Genomic DNA, 24,480 nt, shown 5'->3' with positions numbered 1-24,480 from the left:
TCACTTTATACTTACAACTCTTAGCTTTCCATTATAAGTATAAGCCCAATAGACAAGACCATTATGATATATTGGCATTTCATAAGAATTTAGTTGTATTCTGCCGAGTGAAGTCGCGGGAGTAATCACATCGCCGCCTGCAGACAGTACCATATAAAAGGATTCAGGCGCAGGTTTACTATCTTCAGTCCACAATATGACAATACGGTCGTCAGCAACGACCACCTGTGGCGCTATAACATTCTTATCAGTATAGTTTGTGAGCCAAACTACGCCATAATCCGTTACTTCTGTTAAAGGTGAATTTTTGTTGTCATTAATATCAAACGATGTTGCACCGCTGCGAGAGCTACCTCCAACAAACGTAGACGGGGACAATTCTTTAGCAAGCGGGTCGAATATTTGAATAAACAGATTTTGCTTTTCCATCTTTGCCGCCTCACTAATAGACTTGGCAGATGCCCCAACAAGCACTACCCCTTTGCTTGTTTCCGCAAGTCCACCAAGTTGCGCAAAGGTCTTGTTTACTATCGACATATCGTAATTTGCGTTTGCTTCAAGATAGAAATGGAACACAATTTCATTGCTATCACCATATTTTCCGTTACTATTATTTATTCTGAACCCGCGGGGATATGCATCGCCTTGACTGGCAAAGAGAATTCTTGAGGATAACTTACTGTAAATAAGACTCTGATTAAAGGAGTGACCGCTGAAGGTATCATTAGGCAATTGATACACCGACATGTCTGAAGTTCTTACTGCAATAGCATTATCACTTTGGTGGCCGTCATACCTTAATTTTGAATGATAATTAACCAATATACCATCTGCGATGACAGAAACGCTATTACCCGAGCTAAATGGAGTCTTCGTCTTGGCTGCATTGCTATCACCCCACGGAGACGACTTCCCGACAAAGCCTGTTGTTTTAATATGTTGGCCTTCTGGTGAGTACTTTGAAATAAAAACATTTTCATTTATAAGACCATTACTATCATTTTGCTTTCCCCAAACTACATAGATATTTCCATCGTCGTCAGATATCACATCTCCAAGTATGGGGTATTTCATTTCAACACTCAATTGTTTACTAGGCGTTACAATAATAAGGCTTTTATCCTTGACATAGGCATATGCGAAACCCTCATTCTTGTAGGAAAACTGCTGTACGGGTGAAATGCTTGCCGTATTGCTTATATAATCTTTTTGTGTATTCTCTAGATTTATATCACTTCTATAAGAGTAGCTGTCGCCAGTGTTTTCCGGTATATAGCTAAACATTGACTCAATCTCGATACTATTTTTTTTACCGTCCCACTCTACATAGAAATCAAAAGTGCTACCAAGATCACGAAGCTTGAAATAATTGTTGCCGTCGATGATGTAAGCCGCGAGCGTGATCTCCTTATTATCAAGGTAGACTTTCGAGGTTGATAGTATCGCACTCTTTGTTTTTCCACCTGTAGACATAGCCATTTCACCACCGATAACGGTGTAAGGCCTGCCGCTTAAAAGGCTGATTGCGTTTTTTCCCCCATCCCATGTGACATCAAACTGCTTTGTCGTGCCAGACAATATGTAAGCAATATCGCGGAGCTTGAAATAGTTATTGCCGTCAATTGTGTAAGCGTCGAATGATTTCACAACGCCATCAACCGTGATTTTAGATGCTGTTTTTGTTGCGGTTAGAGAACCTGCAGCGGAAATGGGGTCAGGGATAAACGTGAATAACATAATCATTGCTAGTAGGCTAGAAAAAAATTTTTTCACTTATTATTCCTCCTGTATATATTTTGAGCTAATGCCGCGAAGTTAACATGTGTGTCACAACGAAAGGGACCTTGGAGATTCTCCAATGATCCCTCGTAAAGTGTGGTGCTTTCGCTATTTTGTTATTATTCTTAATAAGAATAGGGACCGGTTTGTTGAGAGCTTTACTCCGTCCACAATCTGAGGCATCCATTTGGACGTCTTTAAATTCTTGTACTACCCCCAAATGTACTTAACGTTGAAACACCCTTACACTAGACGGAATCGCATCTTGATTAATTGAAATTACGTAGTCCCCATACCCACGGGCCGGCTTGCTTTCGTCCTTCAATTCGGCAGTTACCGCATCGAATAGGGGTTGGACGGAGATGTTCCCCATCTTGGACGAATGTTCAAAAATGATTAGCTTCCGTGTGCTCATCAAGCCGCGCGCTGCCGATCGGTCGTGCTCGAACATATTGACAATCGATTCCCATAGCAACTCCAGATCGACTTCTGAGAATCCGGTTTGGTTAGCTAGTGGAGCGGATACAAATCCGTGCGCACGATACAAGCCATAAGGAATCGTGAACTTTCTACCCATCGTACGATTATCGCCGCCTTGCTTATCGGCTTCAGCTTCTGTCGCCACGGCCATTCTCGTAATACTATGCTCCAATGATACGACCGGATGAATCGACCTGGCAAACGTCATCTGCACGGGACCGCGCACTTGTCCGGCATTCGGACCGGTGGACAGAACGGCGCCGAATGTGCGAATATCATAAAAGTTCTGACACATGAATTGTCTTGCACGGTCAATCTCCTTACCTTGTCCTTGTCCGACTTTGTTCCGCTTTTTACCATCCCCCGGATCCGTCGGCTTTTCATTCAGATCAATACCCAAGCTGATATAGGCTTGTTCAATGGTATGGTTCAAAATTGATTTTTCCTTCACAAAGATGGAGTATGGTGGGTTATCCTCCATCTTTAAGCTGACATAATTACGGATTTTTCTTTTCAAGCTAACATCCGTCACCAACCCATGTCCCGTCTCAGGATCGACTCTCGGCAGGTTTCCAGCATCTGGATCTCCATTAGGATTTCCATCCTGTACGTCAAAGAAGACGACAAAATCATACCGTTTATTCAATGCCTCATTCATACTTCTTCTTCCTCCTTCATTATCGTTTCATTATCTACCTTTCCCGCTGCATCTGCCTTCTTGCTTGTAAACAGGTCTTGTCGCTGATGGTAATAACCTACGGCAAACATGCCTTGCTCTTGCAGATTAAGATGGGATGGGAAATGACTTAACTTACCCATTGTTTCTGTAAGCAACTTTTCGAAATTAATTACACGACCTTTATTATCGAGCTTGGCCAAATGATGATTCTTCAGACGCAGCAGGTTCGAGAAAACCGTGACTGGCGTCGTACAAGCCGCTCCGTAGTATCTTTCGCGAATCGTAGCATTAATGCCCGGATTTGCTTCTTCCTGAATCTTCTCCAGTACAGCAAATAACCTGCCCAGATGATAGCCAATCGACGTTTGATGAGTATCCAATGCTCTTCCTACCTCCTTATAACTTTGATTAGGGTAAAAGCGAAGATAACGATTCAGATAAGCCTTTATCAAAGCCGCCCGAACAGGCTTTACACGATATTCGGTATCGCTGCGAATACGGCGCAGAACAGCCTGCAGCAATGTTTCTGGATACGGTGTTCCCTCCAATATGGAACGCATAAACTCGCCTGCTAGATTGGGAGGAATATTTTCGCTCTTATCCTGCACAGCGACATTGACGAGAATTCTCCAGACCGAATAGAACTCCGGCTCTTTGGGAGGCTTGACGATCGTGAAATCCTCAAAATATTGCCTGATTCGGCTCGCGAACTCGTACACGGTCCCGACTTGCCAGAAGCGGATAGAGATACGAGCCATATTCGGAGACAGACCAAGGATATAAAAACGAGTCCTGTTGCTGTCCTCTACATAACTTCCTGAATGAACGGACTGAAACAAGGCTTTGATCCTCTCCGTTCCTTCGTCAGGATTATCCTTCGGCGGCTCCTCGAAAAGCGCGGAAAACTCAGACTCGAAATCATCCTCATGCTCAGCCCAGCATACAATCGACATGTCACCTGCGAATAGCCTCTGCTTGGATTCAAGCAGCATGTTCAGTGCCTTCGTATACTGGGATGCCGCTCTTTTACTGACAGGTGCATTCAAGCTTTGCCTTTTGGCATACGAGGTAAAAACCTCTTCATTGAAGCTTACGATACTCGCTCCGGCTGACTGTGATCCTCGCACACCCTTGATCACGGGATGTGTAACGGCCGCCGCAACATTCTGCTCTCCTGTGATCAGACAGGTCGCTGTCGCCCATTTGTCAGTCCCCTCTTCCTCTCGATTTAAAGCCGCGACTACTGCAGGGGATTGGAAGACAATCGGATACGGCGTCTCCAGAATGCGAAAGCTTACTCTGACGCTGCCGGTACCTAGTACCTCTCCATACTCCGGATGCTGCAATGCCCGTTCAAAATGACTGCGATCCTCCAGCCCCTGCTGAAAAAAAGCGCGGACCGCCGCAACGCCAACATCATCGGTTGGCCCCAACCATTGGTCGATTGCACTGATCATGCTTCGCAGATGCAAATCGCCTTTCGGCCCAAGACCAAAAACGAACTTGGCATTATCCCACAGCAAGTTAGCGTCCGTTCCACTGTTGGTATGCTTCAAAGCTTGATTGCCGATGTTCGGAAGCTGGAATAGTCGAGGCTGTTTTTTCTTTCCTGTCCCTTCTCTCAAATCCGTAATATCACGAAGCCGACCTTCCCAATCCAGTTCAAGCAGAAAATCAATCCCGCCTCCAATCCAGCCATCGGCAGCCATTTCTCCAATTGCAGCTTTTCGATCGTAATATTCCTTCAAAGCAAGCAAGATCATCCTCTCACCTCAATTTCCCGGCGGTCGGTATTCACAACCCCATTCTTCATAAATGCTCGAAAAAACAAAGGTGGCGGGCTTACTGGATCATGCTCAAAATCCATGTCATACAGCATAAAGCCTAAATCTCTCGTTTCTTGAATTGGCCGCAGCAATTCCTGCTCCGGATTTTTAATCAGTCGGAAATCACATGCGAACTCCCGACAACCTAGGTACGGTCGGTGGAAGCATTGCCCCTTGCGCGCTCGTCTCTCGAACATAGCCGCATACTTGGCTGGACTCTCATCTAATCGGACCATTTCTGTGCGTTCCAGCTCGTCAGCCCAATGCTCCTGTTCAGTCGGACGATTGTTCATGCGTTCTTCCGGCGGGATGAATTCGAAGTACCCGTGAATACGGTAACGCACGTCTTTAAGAAATAGACCCGCGCGTTGAATTCGCTCACTCACTGCCATTCCCATCGGGGGGCCAGGCAGGCCGGCCATTTGTTTGGCTGTCGGGGCTGCAGCTTTCTTATCCAGCTCATTTCGGCGCACGCTGATCCATTTGATAGGATGCAGTACTTCAATTTGGGTAACATGCCAGCGTATCGCCGGCTTCCACAGAATCGCTTCGAATATCGCCCGCGCGGCGGAAGGCGTCATGACGTCGTAGCTCACCCGCTCTGCCTTCATCTCCGGGCGCGTGTAGCAAGCGTAATCGCCCCATACCTCCAGACACCAGTTATGCAAAATGCACCCTCCTCTCTTTACTTACAATAAAGCTTCAATGAATAACCCTGCATGCTCGGTATAGTGCTTTATAGACGATAGAGCGAACATCTCGGGCCAAACTTCTTCTACGGCCTCTTGCCTCAGTAACTCCTCGAATTCCCGTCTATACACGGTTACCATATAACGCTGAAGCTTTCGCATGAGATAACGGTCAGGACCGTTCGTTCTCAGATTATCGATCAATCCATGTCCATCCCGGTAGGGGATCAGGATCGTCTTTTGATTGGCGTTATCAATAAGTTCGAATTGTTCCGCTGCTGTTCGAAAAAAAATGCTGCACTCCTTCGGATCATTCCGCTGGGGATCAAGCAGCTGAACAATTTTCTTTTCATCCAAGGAGTGAACTCTCCAATACAATTCTTCAAAAAACTTCTCGATAATAGCAGGGCTAGTGAAAGCATCAGCAGTGGATGAAGACAAAATGCTTCTTGTTGTGTCTGCCGCTTTGCGTAGAATCCCAATTGGAGCAGGTCTGGGAGGATGAAACACGATAACCTTGCCCAGCTCAGGCCATAGCCTGCCATTCCGATTACATCGACCAGCTGCCTGCATGATGGAGTCCAATCCCGCAAAAGCCCGGTAGACAATCGGAAAATCCAAATCCACGCCGGCTTCTACCAACTGCGTGCTGATGACTCTGACAGGAACACGGTTCTCAGGCCTTTGCGTACGGTTCTGCACAAGCTTTCCCTTAATCTCCCTGATCTTGTCACTGAGATGCTGGCCGCACATTAATGCCGACAAATGATAGGTTCCTGCTGGCATATGAGCATATAATTCACGACAGCTCTTTCGATCGGAAACAATACACAGCACTTCATCGGAATGCTTCAATTGATCAGAGATTTCATCCCAGCTCGAAATGATATGAGAGTCGTTGGGAAATTGAATTTCCGTGCGTTTCAGCGCTTCATAAAGCGACCGAACCTCCTCATCCGTTCCGACAATCTCCTTTACCTCTTTAAGGCCTTTAAATCGCTGACCATCTATCATTCGCTCTTTCAATGCCGGTTGGGTTGCCGTCATCAGAACAATGCTAACGTTGTAACGATCAACAAGCAGTTGAAGCGTTTCTAATATTGGAGCCAGAAATGCCGGTGGAAGCAACTGTACCTCATCCAGCACAATGACAGCGTTTGCGATATTGTGAAGCTTGCGGCAGCGGCCTGGCTTCGCCGCAAACAACGATTCAAAAAATTGTACCGAGGTCGTAACGATCAACGGCGCATCCCAATTTTCCATTGCCAACCGGGATCTGACGTCTGTTTCATCATCAACAACGTTAGTGTGATGTTCAACAACTTGATCTTTACCGACGGCCTCACGGAATACTTCCGCATTCTGTTCGAGGATGCTCGTGTAGGAACTGACATAAATCACCCGGTCATGCTTGCAATTGCTAGCGTGCTCCAAGGCAAAGGTCAGCCCACTCAACGTTTTGCCGCCGCCAGTGGGTACTGTCAATGAATAGATGCCTCGCGGTCCTTGCGCAGCTTTTATACATTTTCGGAGAATTTCGTCGCGGAGGTCGTTCACCTCCGTTCGCTCAGCAATCTTCCTTACTCCCTTGTTGTACAACCGGAGACGTTCCTTCAGTGCCTCAACGGGAAGATACATCCCTCTGTTCAATGCCTTTGCTTGATTCATATAGGATTCCGTATCGAGGAAATCAGCATCAACCAAACAAGAGAACAGCATCCGAATCCAAAGCGACATGTCAAGTCCGCCCTTAAATTTCCATGGAGGCTGCAAAGGCTTGGCCTCCCTGAGCTTTGCAATTAACGAAGGGTCGATCTGTTCAAGCTCCAAATCACTGACTTGCGATTTTCTAAATTGCAGCGAGGCTTGTCCAGCCCCTTCGCCACCGGACCAATCCGGCAGCCCGGTATGGTGACCAGCTATGCAATAGGCCAGCACGCGACCAATCCCCTTGCCATATAGTTGCTCGACCATTTCCGCTCCATGAATGGCATGAGGAATTTTGCCTATGCTCGTTTGACAACGCGCTTCTGGATCGTAACCGCTCTGCACCTTTAAATATGTAAGCCATTCAGCTCTCCCTTTGCCTACATCATGCCCCCATCCTGCAGCTTCACCCCATTGTTGAGACTGAAATTTGGAGGCAAAGGCTCCGGCCATACTTGCTGTTCTTTCGGCGTGATTGTCCAAATCATGCGGCTCTGCCCAACTACCATCCTCATTTTTTCGCACATGGGCTATGTATTTGGTACTAATAGCTTCTCACCTCCTTCTACAGAAGTCTGACGTCGATTCGCACATTATTGTATATGCCAAATAGCCTGGTTCCTTTATCCTATTATAGGATACTTTGAAAAAATGGGTAACAGTTTTATGTATTTTAGTGAAATTTTTCTTCTAGACTTGAAATCCATATGTAGCCGATTATCTACATATGCCCGAGCAGAAAAACAAGAAAATGCGCGCAAAATAGCATTGCAACAGTCCAACGTCCGTGATGCAAACAAGTGACCGACGGCCTCAAGCCCATTTACAAAGCCGCAACGGAAGATGGATTGCTGCTGGAGTTGGCCCTCTTCGAGGAAGTCTCGGGCGCAAAACCATGACAGATGTGACTCAAAAATGAACCCGCCGTGTCCAGAACTGGAGCAGATACTCCTTCAGCTTTCGGTCTTTTTTTGCCTGATCGGGTCAGCGATTACTTAGGTCAGAAACGCCAAATCCCCTCGGATGAGGGGATTGCTTAGACATGAGTTTGTACAAAAAAATTCACAAGCCAGACAATGACAAGATGATAAAGCATGTCCTTACGCTTCAAAATCTATGAAATGAAAACCCGTTCTGTGCTCAATTATTCTTTAACACCAACCAACCTTCAATACTAGACAGTCTACATGCGTCGATTGACTCAATTTAACCACTGGTGATGGCGGTGCACGACGCTATCGCAATTCTGTTTACTTTAATTTCCAAAGATCGTACTCTTCAAATGTTTTGTTTTTATGCGTTCTATTATTTAGAAATACAAAAAATATTGTTTAAGAAAAACGGAATGAAATCGTTATGAAGAAGTTAGGGGAAAATTCAGTAAGGAGCACTGAACTTCACTGATAGATTTTCAGGTGTAGGAGCAGTTATATATTGGACCTATAGAGGGTTTGTGACGGTAACTTGTTCCTTATTGACTTTGCTTGTTTTTAAAGCTAAAAAGAAATAACCATACGAGAACATAATAACGAGGCTGTCTCTTTGTCATCTACGATGACTTTTGAGACAGCCTCTTAACTAATCGGATTGTCAAGAGATCAGACCCCCGTGGATTCGCTCTACAATCATTAGAATTATAGTCGCGACTCCATCACCTCTCCGGTTACTTCACTCTAAACGTTCGATGTGCATACTTGCGGACGGATACAGCCGAAACCGCCAAATAAGCAAGTGTAACCACGAGAACAAAGCTCGTGAAAATAACGGGCGGCAGCGGAATAAAGACCGCGGCTCCACAGATCCCCGACACAACCATCGTCACGACGAAGTATAGCGGATTTTTCACGTTCAGATCCGTGGAATACGGCTGAAAGATATAGTATAGAAACAAATGATGGTTGGTGAAGAAGACCGCCAGCCCAATAATGCTGAGCCATAGCAGTACGGTATCCCATTGCAGCAGGTCCCCACCCGACGTGAAGCTTAACAGTGTCAGCGCGCCCCCCACCACAGCAGCAATTTGCAGATTCTGCCAAATCATTTTGCGAAGCCGGATCATGAAATGCTCATAAGCGGCGTCTCGGTAGAAGCTGTAACGGGTTAAGCTGATGTCACAATGATAGAACATTGCTCTGCACGTTGCTTCCCCAACTGCCAAGAAGCTCATCGCAATCGGCAAAATAGAGAACACCATGTTCAGCTCCAGCTGCGGGGACTCCGGCAGAATCCGGCTCATGGCCACCATCACGATCGAGCCGATGATACCGACACCGGCCACTATTGCAAGACGCTTGCGGACCGGTCGGCGGACCAGGCTGCGATGTCTAGCGAAGAAAATCGCGTTGAGATAACCATAGCCCTCCTTGCCCTCCACTGGCTCACGCCGCAAGGTTTCCTCTGCATAGTCGCTCTCTTGGGCTTGAACGCTCGTTTTATTGGCATCCGCAATCATGGCACTGACGTTCAAGTACGGATCGTCCCGCTTCGTGGTGGCATCCACTGCCTCCCGGTAATGACGATACCGCATCAGCTGAACAGCTGCCCATGTTCCTACCCCTGCTATCACCAGCACCGTTAACCCATGCATCGGGAGTGGCTGGACTACCGGCAGCTTCTCGAGGAACAACGGCAAATACGCAGCGGCATAGCCTACGATAATGACGGTCCATACAATGGCCATTTGCTTGACCAGCACCATCCCCGTCCTCTCGAATAGCTTCAGATGGAAGTACTCGCACAGCACCCTCCACCCTGTGACGGCAACCGCAAGCATCACCGCCAGCATCACCGTGCCCTGCAGCAGCAGCACGAATACCAGCAGCGCCGGCAGGTAACTGATGAAGAACACGACATAACGGTAGGACAAAGCCGCGTGCATATAATGCTTGGGCGACATTCGCATCAGCTTTACCGCCACATACTTCTCCCGCTTCGGTTCCAGCACATTGGCACTGCTGACTCCAGCAACCAGTAAGCTAATCAGTACAAAGACGTGAACGAACAGCGTGAGCGGATCGTGAGTGCGCGTCCATTCGCTGAACGCCGTCACCGGCCAATAGACAAAAAAGTATAGGTACAGCAGCTTGGACACAAAGCTCCACAAGAACAACACCACGAACACCAGAACACCGGCCGAGCGCTTCAAGTCTGTTCTTGCATAGATGGAACTCTTGACCAGCTTGCCAATCAAGGGCAGCCTCTGGAAATAGTAGAAGAATAAATTGATCGCTGACGACGTCCGGATCGCGAGCAACGTACTAAGAACCTTCAACATGGCTCTCGTCCTTCAGCAGCTCGATGATGCTCTGCTCGAACTCCGGACTGCGCAACAGTTCGGGCGATACAGACGACAGCCGACCGTGATTCAGAATCACGAGTTCATCGCAAAGGTCGGATGCCAGCTGCAAAATATGAGTGGAGAAAATAAGGATATGGTTATGCTTCATCTCGCGGAGCAGCTTCTTCATCTCCAGCGCGACGATAACGTCAAAGGATGTGAGCGGTTCATCCAATAGAATGACCGGCGGCTTCGTGATCAAGAACAGCAGCATCTGCAGCTTGTTCTTCATGCCGTGGGAATACCCTTTAATGAGGCGATGCCGCTCTTCCTCCGCCATGCTCATCATGTCGAAATATTGATCAATCGAATGGTCGATCGTCACCTGCTGACGGCGGGTCACCTCGATGAAGAACTTCACGAATTCATAGCCTGTCAGGAATTCCGGCAGGATCGGCAGCGAATAGACGTACCCCACATCCTGCTCACGCAGTTCGCGCGTCTCGCCGTCCGTCACTAACAAGGATTGGCCGCTATCCATCTTCAGTTCGCCGCTAAGGCAATTGAACAGTGTCGTTTTGCCTGCCCCATTCCGTCCCAGCAGTCCGTAGATCTTCCCCTTCTCGAATCGATGCTCCACACCTTGAAGCACCTGCTTCTCGTTGAACTGCTTCGTAATCTTGTCCAGCACCAGTTGTATGGTAATCATTCCTTCCTCAACATAATACAGTAGCTCGCAAGGTCCGTGTTCCTATTTTCTCCTGCTCCTGGTCATCTTTCTATTCATCGAGCCTGGAGACATTCGTAGCTTTATGCATAATTCCGTTCGTATCGATGGCTTCGCTCTTGCCATCATTCCTCCTTCTTCAGTTATTCATATAAACAATTATACTATAGCTTTTGGAGACTTGTATTTATGACACCCGTTTCGCGTAATGATCTACACACTATAGCCTCATTGCTATCCAGTTCATCGACTGATATTCAAGTGTTGTTTTTTTCGTTTCACTGCAATAATAAGGAAGATTAAGAGACCGTGCATTGCCAATATCGCAATCAGACATTGAATGAGAAATTCGATGTCTGGAAGGAAAAGACCAACCGTCCTCCACGAAACACCCACACTATATGTGAATAATGGAATCAGTCCGACAGCGAATGTGATGGAGAAGATCCCCATAGTAACCCATAACTTTTTATTTATCGTGGTTCTACGTTTTAGACGGAATAAACTAAGAAAAGATACAATAGCCGACAATAATACAACACCAAGTGTAATCCATTGCGTGCTACCGTCTAATTGTGCCAAATCCGGATTCTCTCCGTTCATAATGGCCCGAATTCCCTCCATGATACTTAAATACGAAACAGCTTCCAATTCATGGTATTTATTCATCAAAAGAACGGCGCCCAAATTTTGTTCGGGTATAAAGAATACTTCCGATCGATATTCGGGCGTTGCACCTGTATGATAAGGATACGTATTGCCCGTTCTTGGGAAGTGCCATCCCAAACCATATCGTTTGCCATGTTCAGGTGCAGTTTGTAATTGTTCTAGACTTTGTTCTGTTAATAATTCTCCGCCGTTTAGCATGAAGTTTATGAATTGGGTAAGGTCACTGGCGGTTGAAGTCATATAACCATAAGGCGCTCCCGATTGATCATACAAGCCATCGCCTTTAACGGGTCTGCCGACCCATGAATGAAAGCCGGGCACAAATCCTTTGTCTATCGCACTTTCGTAATTGGCAGTCGTGTTGTTCATGCCAAGAGGAGAGAAAATATGCGTATCCATATATGCTGCGAAGGACTGGTTGGACACCGCTTCAATAATAGCTCCTAAGAGCAAATAATTGGCTGAATTATATTCATATGCCTCACCCGGAACGCGGCTTAACTCTACCCCACTCAACTCTGTAACGGCTTGAGTTATACCTTTCTCCTTATCACGACCTCGCTGATCTGTCACTTTCAATCCATCATAAGCGCTTATCCCGCTTGTTTGTTCTAATAGATGACGCACCGTTATCGATTTCATTCCATCTGTTCGATACTTAAACCACGGGATGTAAGCTTCTATCGGTTCATCTAACTTTACTCTTCCCTCTTCCACTAACATCATGATTGCAAGAGATGTCAAAGGCTTACTTACTGAACCTATAAGAAAAGTCGTGTCTTCCGTTACTGCTGACCCGTCACTCATTGTTCCCCAGCTATCTTGAAAAATGGTCTGGCCATTATGTACGATTGCTAACGAAGCCCCGGGAATTCGATATTCCTCCAGCGCTTCTTTCATAAATGTTTCGATTTGTTGAGCCGTATCTCGATCTTGAGCGGCAACAGTAAGGGAGGGAGCGACGAGTAGGAAGATGAATAAACCGATTACTATTTTTTTCATATGATCACCTTTCGGGTTAGTTTAGTTGTATATACAAGTGAACACATGAGAGTTTATACAGAATGGGACTGGCTTAAATAAAGGTCAAGGAGTTCGCCCAAAAGTTGATACGCGTGGTCTATATCAAATTCATCGTCTACAATTTTCTGAAGCGCTAACCCATCGAAGCAAGCCAACAGTATACTGGCAAGCGCAGAAGCATTATGGGAATCGCCTAATATGTGCTGAAGTGGTGTGGAAAGACTTTCTCTCCCATTCTTGAGAATAGACGCTACTTGCTGTTCAAGATGCCCACCTTCGTCTTTGATCCCCAAAGAATAAATTTCATATCTCCAACGATACCAGTCAGGATTGTCCTCCGCTCTGGATTTGATTTCAAGCAAAAGTCCCTCGTGGCTTACAGCATCTTCTGTCCGTCTGTCATATTGCCTGTGGTAATGCTTTTGGACTTCATCTTGTACGGAAAGCAACAGCTCTTCTTTATTCTTAAAATAATAATGAACAAGTCCCGATGTCATATTGGCTTCGTTTGCGATATCTTTTATCGTAGAGTTAACATATCCTTTTTTCACAAATACTTTGTAAGCCGCCTCGATTAATACTTTCCTTTTATCCTGTGTGCTCATATAATACCACCCTTTCTTGGTTGGTTGACCAACAAAATTGTACTAACCTTATAATATAAAGTCAATAAATGCATGTTGTTGGATTTCTTCACATAAGCCTATCTATATGTTTACAATGGTTCCAAGTTTATGGATTTCCTGTATGATGATGTTATGAAAAAAATATTACCGTTCATGGAATGGGGCCTAACACGGATGCGAGCAGTTTCAGCCCGACATTGTGCTGATGGATATCAACATGCCTGTCATGGACGGCGTGGCGGCAACGGCCCTGATCAAGAAGCGATTACCTGATATCAAGATTATTATGCTGACCTCTTATAGAGAAGTGGAGTATGTGCTTGCGGCCTGCGCAATCAAGAGATTGCCGAGGCGCTTTTTCTCAGTGAAGGGACCGTTAAGAATTACATCTTAACGATTTATTCGAAGCTGCATGTCAAGGGAAGGCGAGAAGCTGCCCGCTTAGCCCGAGATTCGGTCATATTGGATCACAAGTAACCATGTCATGACCAAAGCGCACTGTGCTTTATGACTTTTTCAGCCTAAACTCATAACTAACCAAATGTGATAGGAGTTGATGAAAGACATGAAGAAGATAAGGTCCAGCAGCATAGAGAGGCTGCTTCGCTTCCCAATAATCTGGATGCTTGTGGGTGCAGTCGTCATTATTCTTATACAAGGATTACTCTTTGTGCTTACCCAGCGAATAGAAGGGGCTGGCTCCCTACTCTTAACCCTCCTGTTGGGCTTAGTAGCCATCCTGGTATATAAGCTTACTATGAAATACGTGGCTCGGCGGCCCATTCCAGAGCTATCCCGGCAGCATGCTGGGGTGGAAGCTGTCCGAGGCGTCATCACGGGGGCGATGTTTATCGCAGCGTCCACGCTTATTATTGTTATGCTCGGCGGCTACTCCTTTCAATGGGCGGCGCCGGCAGATCCGGGTTCTATTGTCATGGCGTCCATTGAAATCGCGCTGGGCGCAGCGATACTCGAGGAACTGGTGTTTCGTGGATTAATGCTTCAAGCTATACAGAAATTAGGGGGCAGCTGGATTGCACTTGCGGTAACCTCACTTACCTTTGGGGCCTTCCATCTTGGAAATCCAGGAGCAACGCTATGGAGCGCTGTTGCCATCACCCTGGAAGCAGGGGTTCTGCTCGGAGCTGCATTTTTGTGGCGGCGCAATTTGTGGTTTGTCATGGGGCTGCATTTTGCCTGGAATGCACTCGAAAGTTTGCTTGGCATTCCTGTATCCGGACTCCCTGCGGACGGGTTGTTTACTGTGCAGGCACACGGAGCAGCATGGCTCACAGGGGGAGATTTTGGCCTGGAGGGCTCTATTGTCACGGTGATCCTAGGACTTGTGATTGCTATTCCGATGCTGATCGGTGCTGCACGGAAAGCGAAACCAAACTGAATGCGATTCATTGACTTGCAAAGAAAGAAAGAGCGCATGTCTCCGCTCCTTCTTTGGCTTTTGGGAACAGCACTGAGCTGTGCCTTATAGGAAAATGTGGCTGTTCAACAGTTCCTATACTGTCATTGGACTGAGTTCATTAACTCGTAAAAATATTCAGGTTCATGAGTTTTGTTAAGACGATACCAAGCGTCTAATGTTTTTGGAAGAAGAACGTCGAGCGCTTTTAAAACATGAACAGAAAATTCTAATGGAGCTACTCCGGATGCAGTGATCAAATTCCCGTCGGTGACAGCAGATTCCATTTTGTAATAGGCTTCGCCCGTGTAACAATTGCACACCATTTTAAGGTAGGCCAGGTCATTGCTTGTGTGCCAACGTGAATCTAACAACCCTGCTTGAGCAAGTCCTAAGGTAGCGCCGCAAATTGCTCCAACTATGATTCCTTCCCTTAAACACATCCCGGCCATTGTTAATATGGGCGCATGAACCGCTTCTGTCCATGTATTTCCGCCCGGTAAAATCAGAGCATCTGCGCTTTTAATGCTGCACTCATCCACTCTAACGTCAGGCATTATTCTCAATCCGCCCATTGTAGTTACTGGGGTCTTATCTATCCCAACCGTGACTATTTTGGCCGGAGCCACACCCCGTCTGAAGTATCTTCCAGAGTTCAGTTCAGCGGCTAAATAACCGATTTCCCAATCGGACATGGTATCAAAAACATACAGATATACGGTATTATTCATTTCTAATCACTCCTCATCAAGTTCATTTTAGATAACAGCAACCCTTCACCTGTAATGAGTGGTTGTCATTATCATAGAACAACTTCACTGACAGCTGCTGTCAGTAAAGTTGTAGACTTGATTCATGGCGGTCACTAATATGAAATGCCGATGGAAGCGCAACACTCACATAAGCCATGCCCGCAAGCACAAGAAAGACGCTGATTCGCTCAGCGTCTTCCCAGGGCATTTCCCTATTCGACTTAATTCCTGCCTCCATAGCCCTTATATGTGGCATAAACTGAATTTGCATATTGATCTGCCAGAATAGGACGGCCATAAGAGTCCGTTGCGCCCGGATACCAGTTATCTCCTCCGTTATAGTGTAGTAAGCCATTGTATATGTTGCCGAATCTAACAATTTTATCATTTAAAATCAATGCACCCAAGTATACCTGATCTTGTTCACTGCTGTGATTATAGGCACGGCCAAATTTTGAGACGAACTGAGATGAATAAGCACTGCGTGTGTTTGGCTCTACCTGCATCAATCCGTCGCCGGCCGATGGACTACCTGGTAAACCTGCTCCAAAACTGCTTTCCTTTTTGATAACCGCACTGAGCAATAAAGCAAAATCCCCGCCTTTACCGTAAGCATTATCCGCATTCATGACATAGGTCCATATATGACTCGGCACCTCGGCAGGCTTTGTTACTCCAGGAGATGGTGAGCCCGTATAAATCTTAACCGATGACATTTTATCATTAGCTGCATTGCCGACCCAAGAGGTATCTGAGGTAAAGGTCCACTTTGTTCCTCCAAAATGATCATTCTCATATACTTCAACCGTCCAACCGCTAGGAACCCTAAGAGAGGACATCCAGTCATTCGGAATTCCATGTGCATTCAACTGGGACAATGTATAATTACCTACTCCAAGGGTTACTGCTGTTCCACCATAGTTTATATCTGCATAGAATGTCACGCCGTTTGTTGCTGGTGGCGTGGTTGGAGGTGTAGTTCCACCACCGCCTCTCTGCCATAAAGCAGGAACATTGGACGGTTCCCAACCTACAAGGGAAGTATGTGCCTGAAGACAGGTATACGTGCTTCCGTTATACGTTACCGTATCATTTACTGCATAGGCAGTATTAGGAGCCCATGCTCCTCTAGCGGCTGCATCTGCCGGCAAGGCCGGGTAAAATGTGGATACGATGAATGCAAAGACCAGCATAAGTGAGAGGGCTTTAAAAGAAAACTTTTTATTAGTCATTTTAAAACCTCCATAGATTATAGTTGTGCTATACCAGCTTTCGTTAAGCCGGTATACATATAAACCTTCTAAACAAAATCCGGGTATTCCGCAGGAAGTATATAATCACTGACTTATCCTAGTAGCTAATCAGCTTATTATTACGTTTGATCGTAGGCGTTCGTATGACCTCGACTTTCCATTCATCTATTCATAATGAGTCCCTCCCCCATCTATAAATTAATTTATAATATTCGTTAAGATATATCGCTTCTCCTTCTCAATATTTTCCAATATAATAATTTTTTCCTACAATTGTACGGTTCTCTGCAATATATCTAAGTACAAAGCTTGACCGCTAAATCTACATCAGTAGATAAAGAAGAAGCCACTCCTCTAATGGAATGGCTTTCACTATTCTGAGTATCTTGCCCCTACGGTCAATTGAACTCTGCTATGATACGATGCAATATATTTTTGCTATCTTCGTCCTACGGTTTGACCACAAAGTTTAAATTAATATATAGGGTGAGTATAACCATGTTCCATCTTCACTTAAAGAGTCTGGTCCACCTCCCCATTATTTGTTATGATATTTCTTTGAGAACATATGATGTTAGGAGGGATGCCTTATCATGAAAATCAATGTGCTTGATAAAGGATATGTTAGACTCGTAGACCATATGGGTGGGGATCTCTCCGTTGTAAATAGTGCAAGGGTTTCCTACGCAAAAGAATCAAAGGAACTTACACCTAACGATGTTAAGCTTATCAAGTTTTTAGCAAGGGAAGATCACATGTCCCCCTTCCGCCATGCTACTATTCAATTTGAAGTTTACGCCCCCCTTATGGTAGCGCGGCAACATTGGAAGTACGTAGTGGGAAGTGACCACACAATGGATGCTTGGAATGAAGCTTCTAGAAGATACATAACGATTGATGTAGAGAATTATGTTCCTAACCCAACTGATTGGCGAAGTAAGCCTGAGAACTCCAAGCAAGGAAGCGGAGAGCCTGTAACTAATACAATCGGTCTTGAAGCCACACAAAGATTACTTCGGCAGATTGAACAAGGGCTAAAGGATTATGAATGGGCTTTAGAAAATAATATCGCTCCTGAACAAGCACGTCTGCTTATCCCTTCAGCGTATGGAATGTACACAGCGTATTATTGGACAGCCTCACTTCAATCTGTTTGTCACTTCCTCAATCAAAGGCTTGCCCATGACTCACAATATGAAATTCAACAATATGCTGCGGCAGTTTATGAGTTGGTAAAACCGTTATTCCCCGTTTCGCTAGAAGAATTGATCAAATAATTGTGTCCCTCTCTTTTCTGATAAAGATTATAACTATGCATGCTGGCGCCATCCAACCAAAAGAAGCGTCAAGGACATTGAACTGTTCTTTGACGCTTCCCTTAGCGATGAGTTTGTGCTTACTTATGATACAGCTCTACTATTCTGTCCATACGGATTGCCTTCATTTTACGCCTCGTCCCCTAACGCAAAGTCAACGGCGGCCTCGGCATGAAGTCGTGTTGTATCATAAATCGGGATATTGCAGTCTTCTTGCGAAATGAGCATTGTGATTTCCGTACATCCTAGAATAACAGCTTCCGCTCCCTTACGGATAAGACTGTCAATTATCTCTAAAAATTATTCTTTGAATGTTCATTTATAATGCCAAGACAAAGTTCATGATAAATGATATCGTGGATGACCACTCTATCTGCTTCATCCGGAACCATAACTTCAAGTCCAAACCGGTTGATAAGCCTACCCTTATAAAATTCTTCCTCCATAGTAAAAGCGGTCCCTAACAAAGCCACCTTTTTTATTTTATCGCTAATAATTTTATTTGCTGTTGCATCTGCAATATGAAGTAAAGGAATCGATACCGAGTTCATCACTTCCAACGCCATCTTGTGCATCGTATTCGTGCATATGACGATGACATCTGCTCCACCTGCTTCAAGTTTTTGTGCCGATTCAATCATGATCTTCGTTGCCGCTGTCCAATTTGCTTGATGCTGGAGATCCTTGACTTCTTGAAAATCTACGGAATACATCAAACTTTTTGCAGAGTGGTGTCCACCTTTCCTTTCTTTTACCCTTTCATTAATGATTTGGTAATAGAGTAAAGATGATTCCCAACTCATCCCACCTATAAGTCCAATTGTTTTCATTACCTTCTCACATCCCAACCTTTTATCTTATTTTGGCATAAGTATTTCTAGTTTGCATTAGGATGGATCAACCTTGCCGTCACTTATGATACGGCTCTCCTCGTTGTCTGTAACGGCAAGTTTTAGGCCATCCTGCAAAGGATGGCCTCTCAGTTCTCAGTATAGTACACACCCATAAATGTCCAGGTTCACTTTGGTTGACGCTGGAGCTTCCCTCTTTCATAAAAATAGTTTGCCGCTTCATACGCTTCTTGTTCGAGGCTCATAACGGCCGTGACCTTGATGTGATTGGTCTGCTCGTCTAGCGTGGCACTGCTGAAGGAAACATTCGGCATCCTGAGCGTATTCTTAATAGAAGCACTATACGAAAGACCTTGGTCACTCCATCGGTAAATGGTTACATCCGGCCAGCTCATGTGCAACCCAGGGAATTGATTTATGAGCTCTTCGACTCCATCGCCATCCAAATCAGAGACCCTTGGGTAACCCCAATCTTCGAATCCGAACCATTCTCCTTGTATGGCATCGTAATAATAATAAGCCATTCGACCTGGTCCATTGGCAGCCAATTCAACGGCTCCATGCACAATAGACTGTACCCCTTGCTCTTTCTGCTTATAATCCAGCCTAAACAACGCCTGCTGTTGTTCGGGAGTTTCGTGTTCAATACTGGACGAAAAACAGTCTGGATACCTGTAATTCTCGTTCTTGTGGGTTAGAAGCACGACTCTTTCGTAATCGAATCCGCATAAATCATCTTCCGGCACTTTATACACGTCCAGCACGACGGGATCCCCATTGATCGAACCGAACGGAACGGTTCGGGTCTTTACCCATCCTTCCCCAATCTTCGAATTGACAAGTGCGGTCAATTCTACTGGCTTGAACTGGAGTTCGATAGACTCGGGAAATGCGTATCCTACAGTTCGATCTGCCATCACATGATCAGTCTCTTGCTCGGAACCGGCCTTCTCATCTTCCTCAACGATACCGGATTCGTTCTCCTCGCCCGCCATGGGAACGACAAACTCCTTCAAGGAAGACGATGTAGCTTGTTTGTCACTTCCGCACGCGGTAAACAACAACCCTACAACCAAACAGGTTGCTGTGATCAGGAGGCTGCGCAGCTTCGCCTTTGTTCTCACAATGTCCCTCCTTTTACATTCTCTACTAGATCAAACGTGACATACAGGGAAAAGTTGCATCCTAATTGCTCATAAAAACGAATACAGAATACCTAAAGAAGATTCATAAAAAGAAGGCGGTAAAGGAATTAGTACGCCATGTTAGCTGAGTGTACTGTTGCCAACTAGCAACAACAGCAATACCCTAAAGGCAATGTAATTAACACACTCACGCGGCCTCTTCTCCTAAATTTTCGCCCTACTTATGATATGGTTCCCCCCGATTTATCTTCACCGCCCGATAAATCTGCTCCACCAGCACCAGGCGCATAAGCTGGTGCGGGAGGGTCATGCGCCCGAAGCTCAGCTTCTGCTGGGCGCGGCGCAGCACGGCATCGGAGAGGCCGTTGCTTCCGCCGATGACGAACACGACATGGCTTGTGCCGTAGGTCGCGAGCTTGTCCAGTTCGGCGGCGAGCTCCTCGGAGCTCCACAGCTTGCCGTCGATGGCGAGGGCAATCACATGCGCCTCGCTCTTGATCAGGGCAAGCAGCCGCTCGCCCTCGCGTTCCTTCACTTGCCGAATCTCGGCTTCGCTCATATTCTCCGGCGCCTTCTCGTCCGGCACCTCCAGCATCTCGAATTTCACATAAGGGCCGAGCCGTTTGGCATATTCCGCAATGCCCTGCACTAGATACTTCTCCTTCAACTTTCCGACACCTACGATCTGTATGAACACGGCTGCCGCCCCCTCGTTTCATATCTATCCAACGTATCTAAATCACACCACCGATCATAACCGGCTTGCACGAGATCGTACGCTGTAATTGTTCAATGCTATTTGCTATTTGCTATTTGCTATTTGCTTCATCAGATCCACAGGCTGATGCCTCTGGCCCTTGGGTTTGCATTAGTTTTTCAGTTTTTCAGTCTTTCAGTTATTTCAGTCCTTTAATCTCTAATCCTCAGCCTTTGCCATGGGCCCTTCAGCCTCTACGCTCCCACTGCTCCCTGAGCAGCGCATACATATTCAAGTCCTGGTACCGGTCACGGAACAGCGCATACTGCTTCAGCAGCCCTTCCAGCTCGAACCCGAGCCTCAGCAGAAGCCCTGCGGACGCCTCATTCTCCGGATACACCAACGCTCCGATCCGGTTCAGGCCCATCGCCTCAAACGCATACTGGATCGCTGCGGTCAGCGCTTCCTTGGCAAGCCCTTGTCCGTGGTAGACCGAGTCCAGCTCATACCCGATCTCTGCCCGGTTATAATGGGGCACCCAGGCGTGGAACCCGGCTGTTCCGATCAGCTGCCCGTTCTCTTTAAGCTCCAGCCCCCAGCGGATGCCGCGAAGCTCCTCGAACAGCAGCCGGTGACGCTCTATCATTTCCTCCGCCTCGATGATCTCGCTCATCGGATACCGCCCGTAATATTTCATCAGCTCTTCCGATGCGAACAGGCGGAACAACGCCTCTGCATCTCCTGAAGTCAGCTCCCGCAAACGCAGTCTGGCCGTTTCCAGCACCGGAAACTCCAGCAGCAGTCCTTCATGAACCGTAGACATCCCGAGCCCTCCCCTTTATGGTTTCTCCGTATGCAGTCTGCATCGCATATACCGCAACACCACACCTGCACACCGCTTCTTCTATTGAGTGTACGTAGGCCGCCCAACATTATGTATGTATCCCATCCTGTGTTCTCCAGACGAATCCTGAACTCTAACGACCCATACTGCTCACATCACCACGAGACAACATCTATAGCTCCATTCTACCATCCACAATCTGGTTGTTACACACCTTGCGATCCGGCAGGGCATAATGCCCACTTCTTCATCCTTAGCACAAAAGAACACATCTGAGTACTTCCAGTCTCAGCCCGCATCCTCTCAGATCCATCTACCCACCCACAAGTGCAAAAAAAAGCGTGATCTCTCACGCTTTCCCAGGCTCTATCTATGCTATTGAGGCCGCATTGGCGCGATGCCTCTACACAACTAAAAATTCCGCATGCTTCTCGCACTCCGCACACTTCACCGGTGGGTCCCAGTCCGAAAACTCTGTCTCCTTCAGATCCACAATATCCGGGGCGTCCTCGTATTCGTCCACAAAATTCTCGATGGCAATCTCCACATGTTCCTTGCATACGACGTACATGAATTAAGCATCCTTTCTATCTTTCGCATCGTGTTGGGTAATGTCTATTATAGCCACTCTTCTGTTCTACCACACTCGGTGGAAAAAGGAAATGCCTTTAACAGAAAAGGAGCGCCTGATGCGCCCCTTTCCGTACTGCGTCTATTCGATAACCTTTTTCATGATTTATCTATTTCTCTAAGTTAACCTATTATTTATTATACCGATCAGTCCGATCAGCTCATTGCCGGTGGCGGAGTACACATCCGAGAACAATTCCGAGGTCTCCTCGGGTTAATCTTCCTTCTTCTCCTCCAGCTTCACCTTGAGCGACTGCAGCACCCCTTCACGATAAAAGGTAACGGTCATACTGCTGCCCACCTTCGTCTCGCGATACAGATGCTTGCGCAGCTCCAGCGTGGTGTTGATCGGCTTGCCGTCCAGCTTCACGATGACATCGTTCAGCTTAAGCCCCGCTTCCTTGGCAGGTCCAAGCGCATCCAGAATGACAACGCCCTCGGTCACACCCTTCGGCAGCTTCAGGTTCTCTCGCTCCTTCTTGCTCAGCGGAGCATACGGATTGCCCAGATCTACCGTATATACGCCGAGATATGGACGGGCGATGTAGCCTTTCAGCATCAGCTCCGTCACCACCTCCGTAATGTCATTGACCGGAATGGCGAACCCGAGCCCTTCCACGCCGGTATCGGCAATCTTCATCGTGTTGATGCCAATCACACGGCCATTAAGATCGACCAGAGCGCCGCCGCTGTTCCCTTCATTAATCGCCGCATCCGTCTGGATAACCGTAGCTTCCCAGTCGTAAATGCCGTCCTGATTCAGCGACACCGGGATCACGCGATTCGTATAACTCACCACGCCTGAGGTCAGCGTACCGCCAAGCCCCAGCGGGTTCCCGATCGCAATGACCGTCTCACCGAGTCTGACCTTCGAGGAATCCCCGAACTCGGCGATCTCGTCAATGCCCTTCGCATCGATGGATAATACGGCGATGTCGCTGACCCGATCCGTGCCGACCAGCGTCGCCGGCTTGATCTCGCCGTTCACCGTCACCACTTCATACGTGTCCGCGCCTTCCACCACATGGTTATTCGTTATAATATACGCCTTGCCCTCCAGCTTCTTGAAGATCACACCCGAACCGAGCGCATCTTCCTCAGACAAGCCGAACTCTTCTCCAAAATCGAAATCCTCGCCAAAATCAAATCCTTCCGGCAGTTCAAATTCCTCCGGCAGCAGTGTTGATGAATCCTCTTCTTCCACCGGCGGCCTGTTCTTATGTGTCAATACACTGACGACAGCCGGGCGCACCTTCGCAGCGGCATTGGCAAGCCGCTCGTACGGGTCTCCCTCGAACTGCGCTACCTGTTGTCCCCCATTCACATAGGTTACAGCAGGTCTATCCGCCGGACTTCCGGAGATCAAGCTGAACAACATGACGGCAATCAACGCACTACATACCGAGCTGATCGCCGATATTTGAAATGTAGTCAGCCCCCTCCGGCGACGGCTGGATCTCCACTTCACTCGCTCGGATCGGTCCTCGCTGGCATTTTTGCTTCGTCTGGATACTTTTGTAGAATAAAAATCGTCGTCAAACAATCCCATTGCGATCCCTCTCTCCCTCGTTGTTTAACGCAAGACATTTCCAGCTGTAGACATTCTGCCTGAACGACAACGTCCGAACGTACTTGCCTTAAAACAACCTGCCATCAAACCGTGTCCAAGCTATCTATGATCGCCTGACATTCAGTTGCTTATCTCTATATAGTATTTAACTGATGATATCCCCGAAAAGTTGCATCCTTATCGTACTCTTTCACGAAATGCTTGTGCAAAAAACCGAAACAGCCGACAAACCAATGATTGCTAATTATATACATAAAAGGTATGTATTCCCGCACCACTGTTAAAAAAGTACCCTGTACTCTTTATTACCACAAACAGGGTGTGCGAAGCATGGCATATCCGTTTATACAACAAGAAATGCTGGATTATAGCGGCCTCATTCCATCTGCCATTATCTCCTATTGTAACATACGAGCGAAGCTTCATGTCAGCGTATCTTTAGAACCAAAATAAGGGTAGGCCCCTCATCCACTCGCCCCGGACAAGCCTTCTAATCTCTTCTAACAACCGTTATCCCCTGATG

Annotated in this window: 20 protein-coding genes and 1 pseudogene; 4 read left to right on the top strand and 17 right to left on the bottom strand. The window is 46.7% G+C overall.

The features are described from left to right. From CHH67_RS18635 to CHH67_RS18595, 9 genes are all read right to left on the bottom strand, one after another. The gene (locus CHH67_RS18635) at nt 1-1,773 is read right to left on the bottom strand and encodes a stalk domain-containing protein (RefSeq protein ID WP_095266723.1); all 1,773 of its coding nucleotides are present in this window, start codon (nt 1,771-1,773) and stop codon (nt 1-3) included. A gap of 232 nt (nt 1,774-2,005) precedes the next feature. Then, nucleotides 2,006-2,917 (bottom strand): type I-C CRISPR-associated protein Cas7/Csd2, encoded by a 912-nt coding sequence (cas7c, locus tag CHH67_RS18630; RefSeq protein WP_095266721.1) that lies wholly within the window; start codon nt 2,915-2,917, stop codon nt 2,006-2,008. Continuing rightward, on the bottom strand, nt 2,914-4,701 hold the full coding sequence (gene cas8c / locus CHH67_RS18625) for a type I-C CRISPR-associated protein Cas8c/Csd1 (protein ID WP_095266719.1): 1,788 nt from the start codon (nt 4,699-4,701) through the stop codon (nt 2,914-2,916). Before cas8c ends, cas7c begins: the two co-directional genes overlap by 4 nt. Beyond that, complete coding sequence (cas5c, locus tag CHH67_RS18620; RefSeq protein WP_095266717.1) at nt 4,698-5,432, bottom strand: type I-C CRISPR-associated protein Cas5c; 735 nt, start codon at nt 5,430-5,432, stop codon at nt 4,698-4,700. Before cas5c ends, cas8c begins: the two co-directional genes overlap by 4 nt. A gap of 21 nt (nt 5,433-5,453) precedes the next feature. Further along, the gene (locus CHH67_RS18615; protein WP_095266716.1) at nt 5,454-7,685 is read right to left on the bottom strand and encodes a CRISPR-associated helicase/endonuclease Cas3; all 2,232 of its coding nucleotides are present in this window, start codon (nt 7,683-7,685) and stop codon (nt 5,454-5,456) included. Between the two features lie 1,138 nt (nt 7,686-8,823). Further along, nucleotides 8,824-10,434, bottom strand: coding sequence for a hypothetical protein (locus tag CHH67_RS18610; protein ID WP_095266714.1), 1,611 nt, complete (start codon nt 10,432-10,434; stop codon nt 8,824-8,826). Next, nucleotides 10,418-11,146: an ABC transporter ATP-binding protein gene (locus CHH67_RS18605; protein ID WP_155618909.1), complete on the bottom strand. Its 729-nt coding sequence runs from the start codon at nt 11,144-11,146 to the stop codon at nt 10,418-10,420. Before CHH67_RS18605 ends, CHH67_RS18610 begins: the two co-directional genes overlap by 17 nt. Before the next feature lie 261 nt (nt 11,147-11,407). Further along, the gene (locus CHH67_RS18600; RefSeq protein WP_095266711.1) at nt 11,408-12,835 is read right to left on the bottom strand and encodes a serine hydrolase domain-containing protein; all 1,428 of its coding nucleotides are present in this window, start codon (nt 12,833-12,835) and stop codon (nt 11,408-11,410) included. Between the two features lie 53 nt (nt 12,836-12,888). Then, nucleotides 12,889-13,461, bottom strand: a complete 573-nt coding sequence (locus tag CHH67_RS18595; protein WP_095266709.1) for a TetR/AcrR family transcriptional regulator — start codon at nt 13,459-13,461, stop codon at nt 12,889-12,891. Between the two features lie 226 nt (nt 13,462-13,687). On the opposite strand from CHH67_RS18595, the gene CHH67_RS26835 reads away from it, so the two are divergent. The 3 genes from CHH67_RS26835 (at nt 13,688) to CHH67_RS18580 (ending at nt 14,881) form a co-directional block, all read left to right on the top strand. Then, nucleotides 13,688-13,876 carry a response regulator gene (locus CHH67_RS26835; protein WP_095266707.1) on the top strand — a complete coding sequence of 63 codons (189 nt, stop codon included), beginning with the start codon at nt 13,688-13,690 and terminating at the stop codon, nt 13,874-13,876. Further along, a complete protein-coding gene (locus CHH67_RS26830; RefSeq protein ID WP_095266747.1) occupies nt 13,810-13,959 on the top strand; it encodes a response regulator transcription factor in 150 nt (49 codons plus the stop codon). The genes CHH67_RS26835 and CHH67_RS26830 overlap by 67 nt, the downstream gene beginning before the upstream one ends. Before the next feature lie 280 nt (nt 13,960-14,239). Next, complete coding sequence (locus CHH67_RS18580) at nt 14,240-14,881, top strand: CPBP family intramembrane glutamic endopeptidase (protein WP_244908249.1); 642 nt, start codon at nt 14,240-14,242, stop codon at nt 14,879-14,881. 122 nt (nt 14,882-15,003) lie between these two features. Here the strand turns inward: CHH67_RS18580 and CHH67_RS18575 are convergent, their stop codons facing one another. Both CHH67_RS18575 and CHH67_RS18570 read right to left on the bottom strand, forming a co-directional pair. Then, nucleotides 15,004-15,630, bottom strand: a complete 627-nt coding sequence (locus CHH67_RS18575; protein WP_095266704.1) for a type 1 glutamine amidotransferase family protein — start codon at nt 15,628-15,630, stop codon at nt 15,004-15,006. Between the two features lie 242 nt (nt 15,631-15,872). Continuing rightward, nucleotides 15,873-16,883, bottom strand: a complete 1,011-nt coding sequence (locus CHH67_RS18570; protein ID WP_095266703.1) for a carbohydrate-binding protein — start codon at nt 16,881-16,883, stop codon at nt 15,873-15,875. A gap of 614 nt (nt 16,884-17,497) precedes the next feature. On the opposite strand from CHH67_RS18570, the gene thyX reads away from it, so the two are divergent. Next, on the top strand, nt 17,498-18,181 hold the full coding sequence (gene thyX, locus CHH67_RS18565) for an FAD-dependent thymidylate synthase (protein ID WP_095266701.1): 684 nt from the start codon (nt 17,498-17,500) through the stop codon (nt 18,179-18,181). A gap of 168 nt (nt 18,182-18,349) precedes the next feature. On the opposite strand, the pseudogene CHH67_RS18560 reads toward thyX, so the two are convergent. The 6 genes and pseudogenes from CHH67_RS18560 to CHH67_RS18535 all read right to left on the bottom strand — a co-directional run bounded on the left by CHH67_RS18560 (nt 18,350) and on the right by CHH67_RS18535 (nt 23,936). Continuing rightward, nucleotides 18,350-19,050 (bottom strand): annotated as a pseudogene (locus CHH67_RS18560) (aspartate/glutamate racemase family protein). Between the two features lie 188 nt (nt 19,051-19,238). Further along, the gene (locus CHH67_RS18555) at nt 19,239-20,195 is read right to left on the bottom strand and encodes a hypothetical protein (RefSeq protein ID WP_095266700.1); all 957 of its coding nucleotides are present in this window, start codon (nt 20,193-20,195) and stop codon (nt 19,239-19,241) included. 238 nt (nt 20,196-20,433) lie between these two features. Beyond that, nucleotides 20,434-20,913, bottom strand: coding sequence for a 23S rRNA (pseudouridine(1915)-N(3))-methyltransferase RlmH (rlmH, locus tag CHH67_RS18550; protein WP_095266699.1), 480 nt, complete (start codon nt 20,911-20,913; stop codon nt 20,434-20,436). 247 nt (nt 20,914-21,160) lie between these two features. After that, complete coding sequence (locus CHH67_RS18545) at nt 21,161-21,736, bottom strand: GNAT family N-acetyltransferase (RefSeq protein ID WP_095266698.1); 576 nt, start codon at nt 21,734-21,736, stop codon at nt 21,161-21,163. 424 nt (nt 21,737-22,160) lie between these two features. After that, nucleotides 22,161-22,328, bottom strand: a complete 168-nt coding sequence (locus tag CHH67_RS18540; RefSeq protein WP_095266697.1) for a CxxH/CxxC protein — start codon at nt 22,326-22,328, stop codon at nt 22,161-22,163. Nucleotides 22,329-22,601: 273 nt separating this feature from the next. After that, nucleotides 22,602-23,936, bottom strand: a complete 1,335-nt coding sequence (locus CHH67_RS18535) for a S1C family serine protease (protein ID WP_095266695.1) — start codon at nt 23,934-23,936, stop codon at nt 22,602-22,604. Nucleotides 23,937-24,480 lie beyond the last annotated feature (544 nt).

Source organism: Paenibacillus campinasensis (assembly GCF_002272015.1).
Taxonomy (GTDB): Bacteria; Bacillota; Bacilli; order Paenibacillales; family Paenibacillaceae; genus Paenibacillus_AQ; species Paenibacillus_AQ campinasensis.
This window is presented reverse-complemented; position numbering and strand designations above follow the sequence as displayed.

Coding starts and splice junctions, on each gene's coding strand:
- CHH67_RS18535 (WP_095266695.1), bottom strand. CDS start 23,936: ATGGGATTGTTTGACGACGATTTTTATTCTACAAAAGTATCCAGACGA.
- CHH67_RS18610 (WP_095266714.1), bottom strand. CDS start 10,434: ATGTTGAAGGTTCTTAGTACGTTGCTCGCGATCCGGACGTCGTCAGCG.
- thyX (WP_095266701.1), top strand. CDS start 17,498: ATGAAAATCAATGTGCTTGATAAAGGATATGTTAGACTCGTAGACCAT.
- CHH67_RS18600 (WP_095266711.1), bottom strand. CDS start 12,835: ATGAAAAAAATAGTAATCGGTTTATTCATCTTCCTACTCGTCGCTCCC.
- CHH67_RS18545 (WP_095266698.1), bottom strand. CDS start 21,736: ATGTCTACGGTTCATGAAGGACTGCTGCTGGAGTTTCCGGTGCTGGAA.
- CHH67_RS18605 (WP_155618909.1), bottom strand. CDS start 11,146: ATGATTACCATACAACTGGTGCTGGACAAGATTACGAAGCAGTTCAAC.
- CHH67_RS18580 (WP_244908249.1), top strand. CDS start 14,240: ATGAAATACGTGGCTCGGCGGCCCATTCCAGAGCTATCCCGGCAGCAT.
- cas8c (WP_095266719.1), bottom strand. CDS start 4,701: ATGATCTTGCTTGCTTTGAAGGAATATTACGATCGAAAAGCTGCAATT.
- CHH67_RS26835 (WP_095266707.1), top strand. CDS start 13,688: ATGGATATCAACATGCCTGTCATGGACGGCGTGGCGGCAACGGCCCTG.
- cas7c (WP_095266721.1), bottom strand. CDS start 2,917: ATGAATGAGGCATTGAATAAACGGTATGATTTTGTCGTCTTCTTTGAC.
- CHH67_RS18595 (WP_095266709.1), bottom strand. CDS start 13,461: ATGAGCACACAGGATAAAAGGAAAGTATTAATCGAGGCGGCTTACAAA.
- CHH67_RS18570 (WP_095266703.1), bottom strand. CDS start 16,883: ATGACTAATAAAAAGTTTTCTTTTAAAGCCCTCTCACTTATGCTGGTC.
- CHH67_RS18540 (WP_095266697.1), bottom strand. CDS start 22,328: ATGTACGTCGTATGCAAGGAACATGTGGAGATTGCCATCGAGAATTTT.
- CHH67_RS18575 (WP_095266704.1), bottom strand. CDS start 15,630: ATGAATAATACCGTATATCTGTATGTTTTTGATACCATGTCCGATTGG.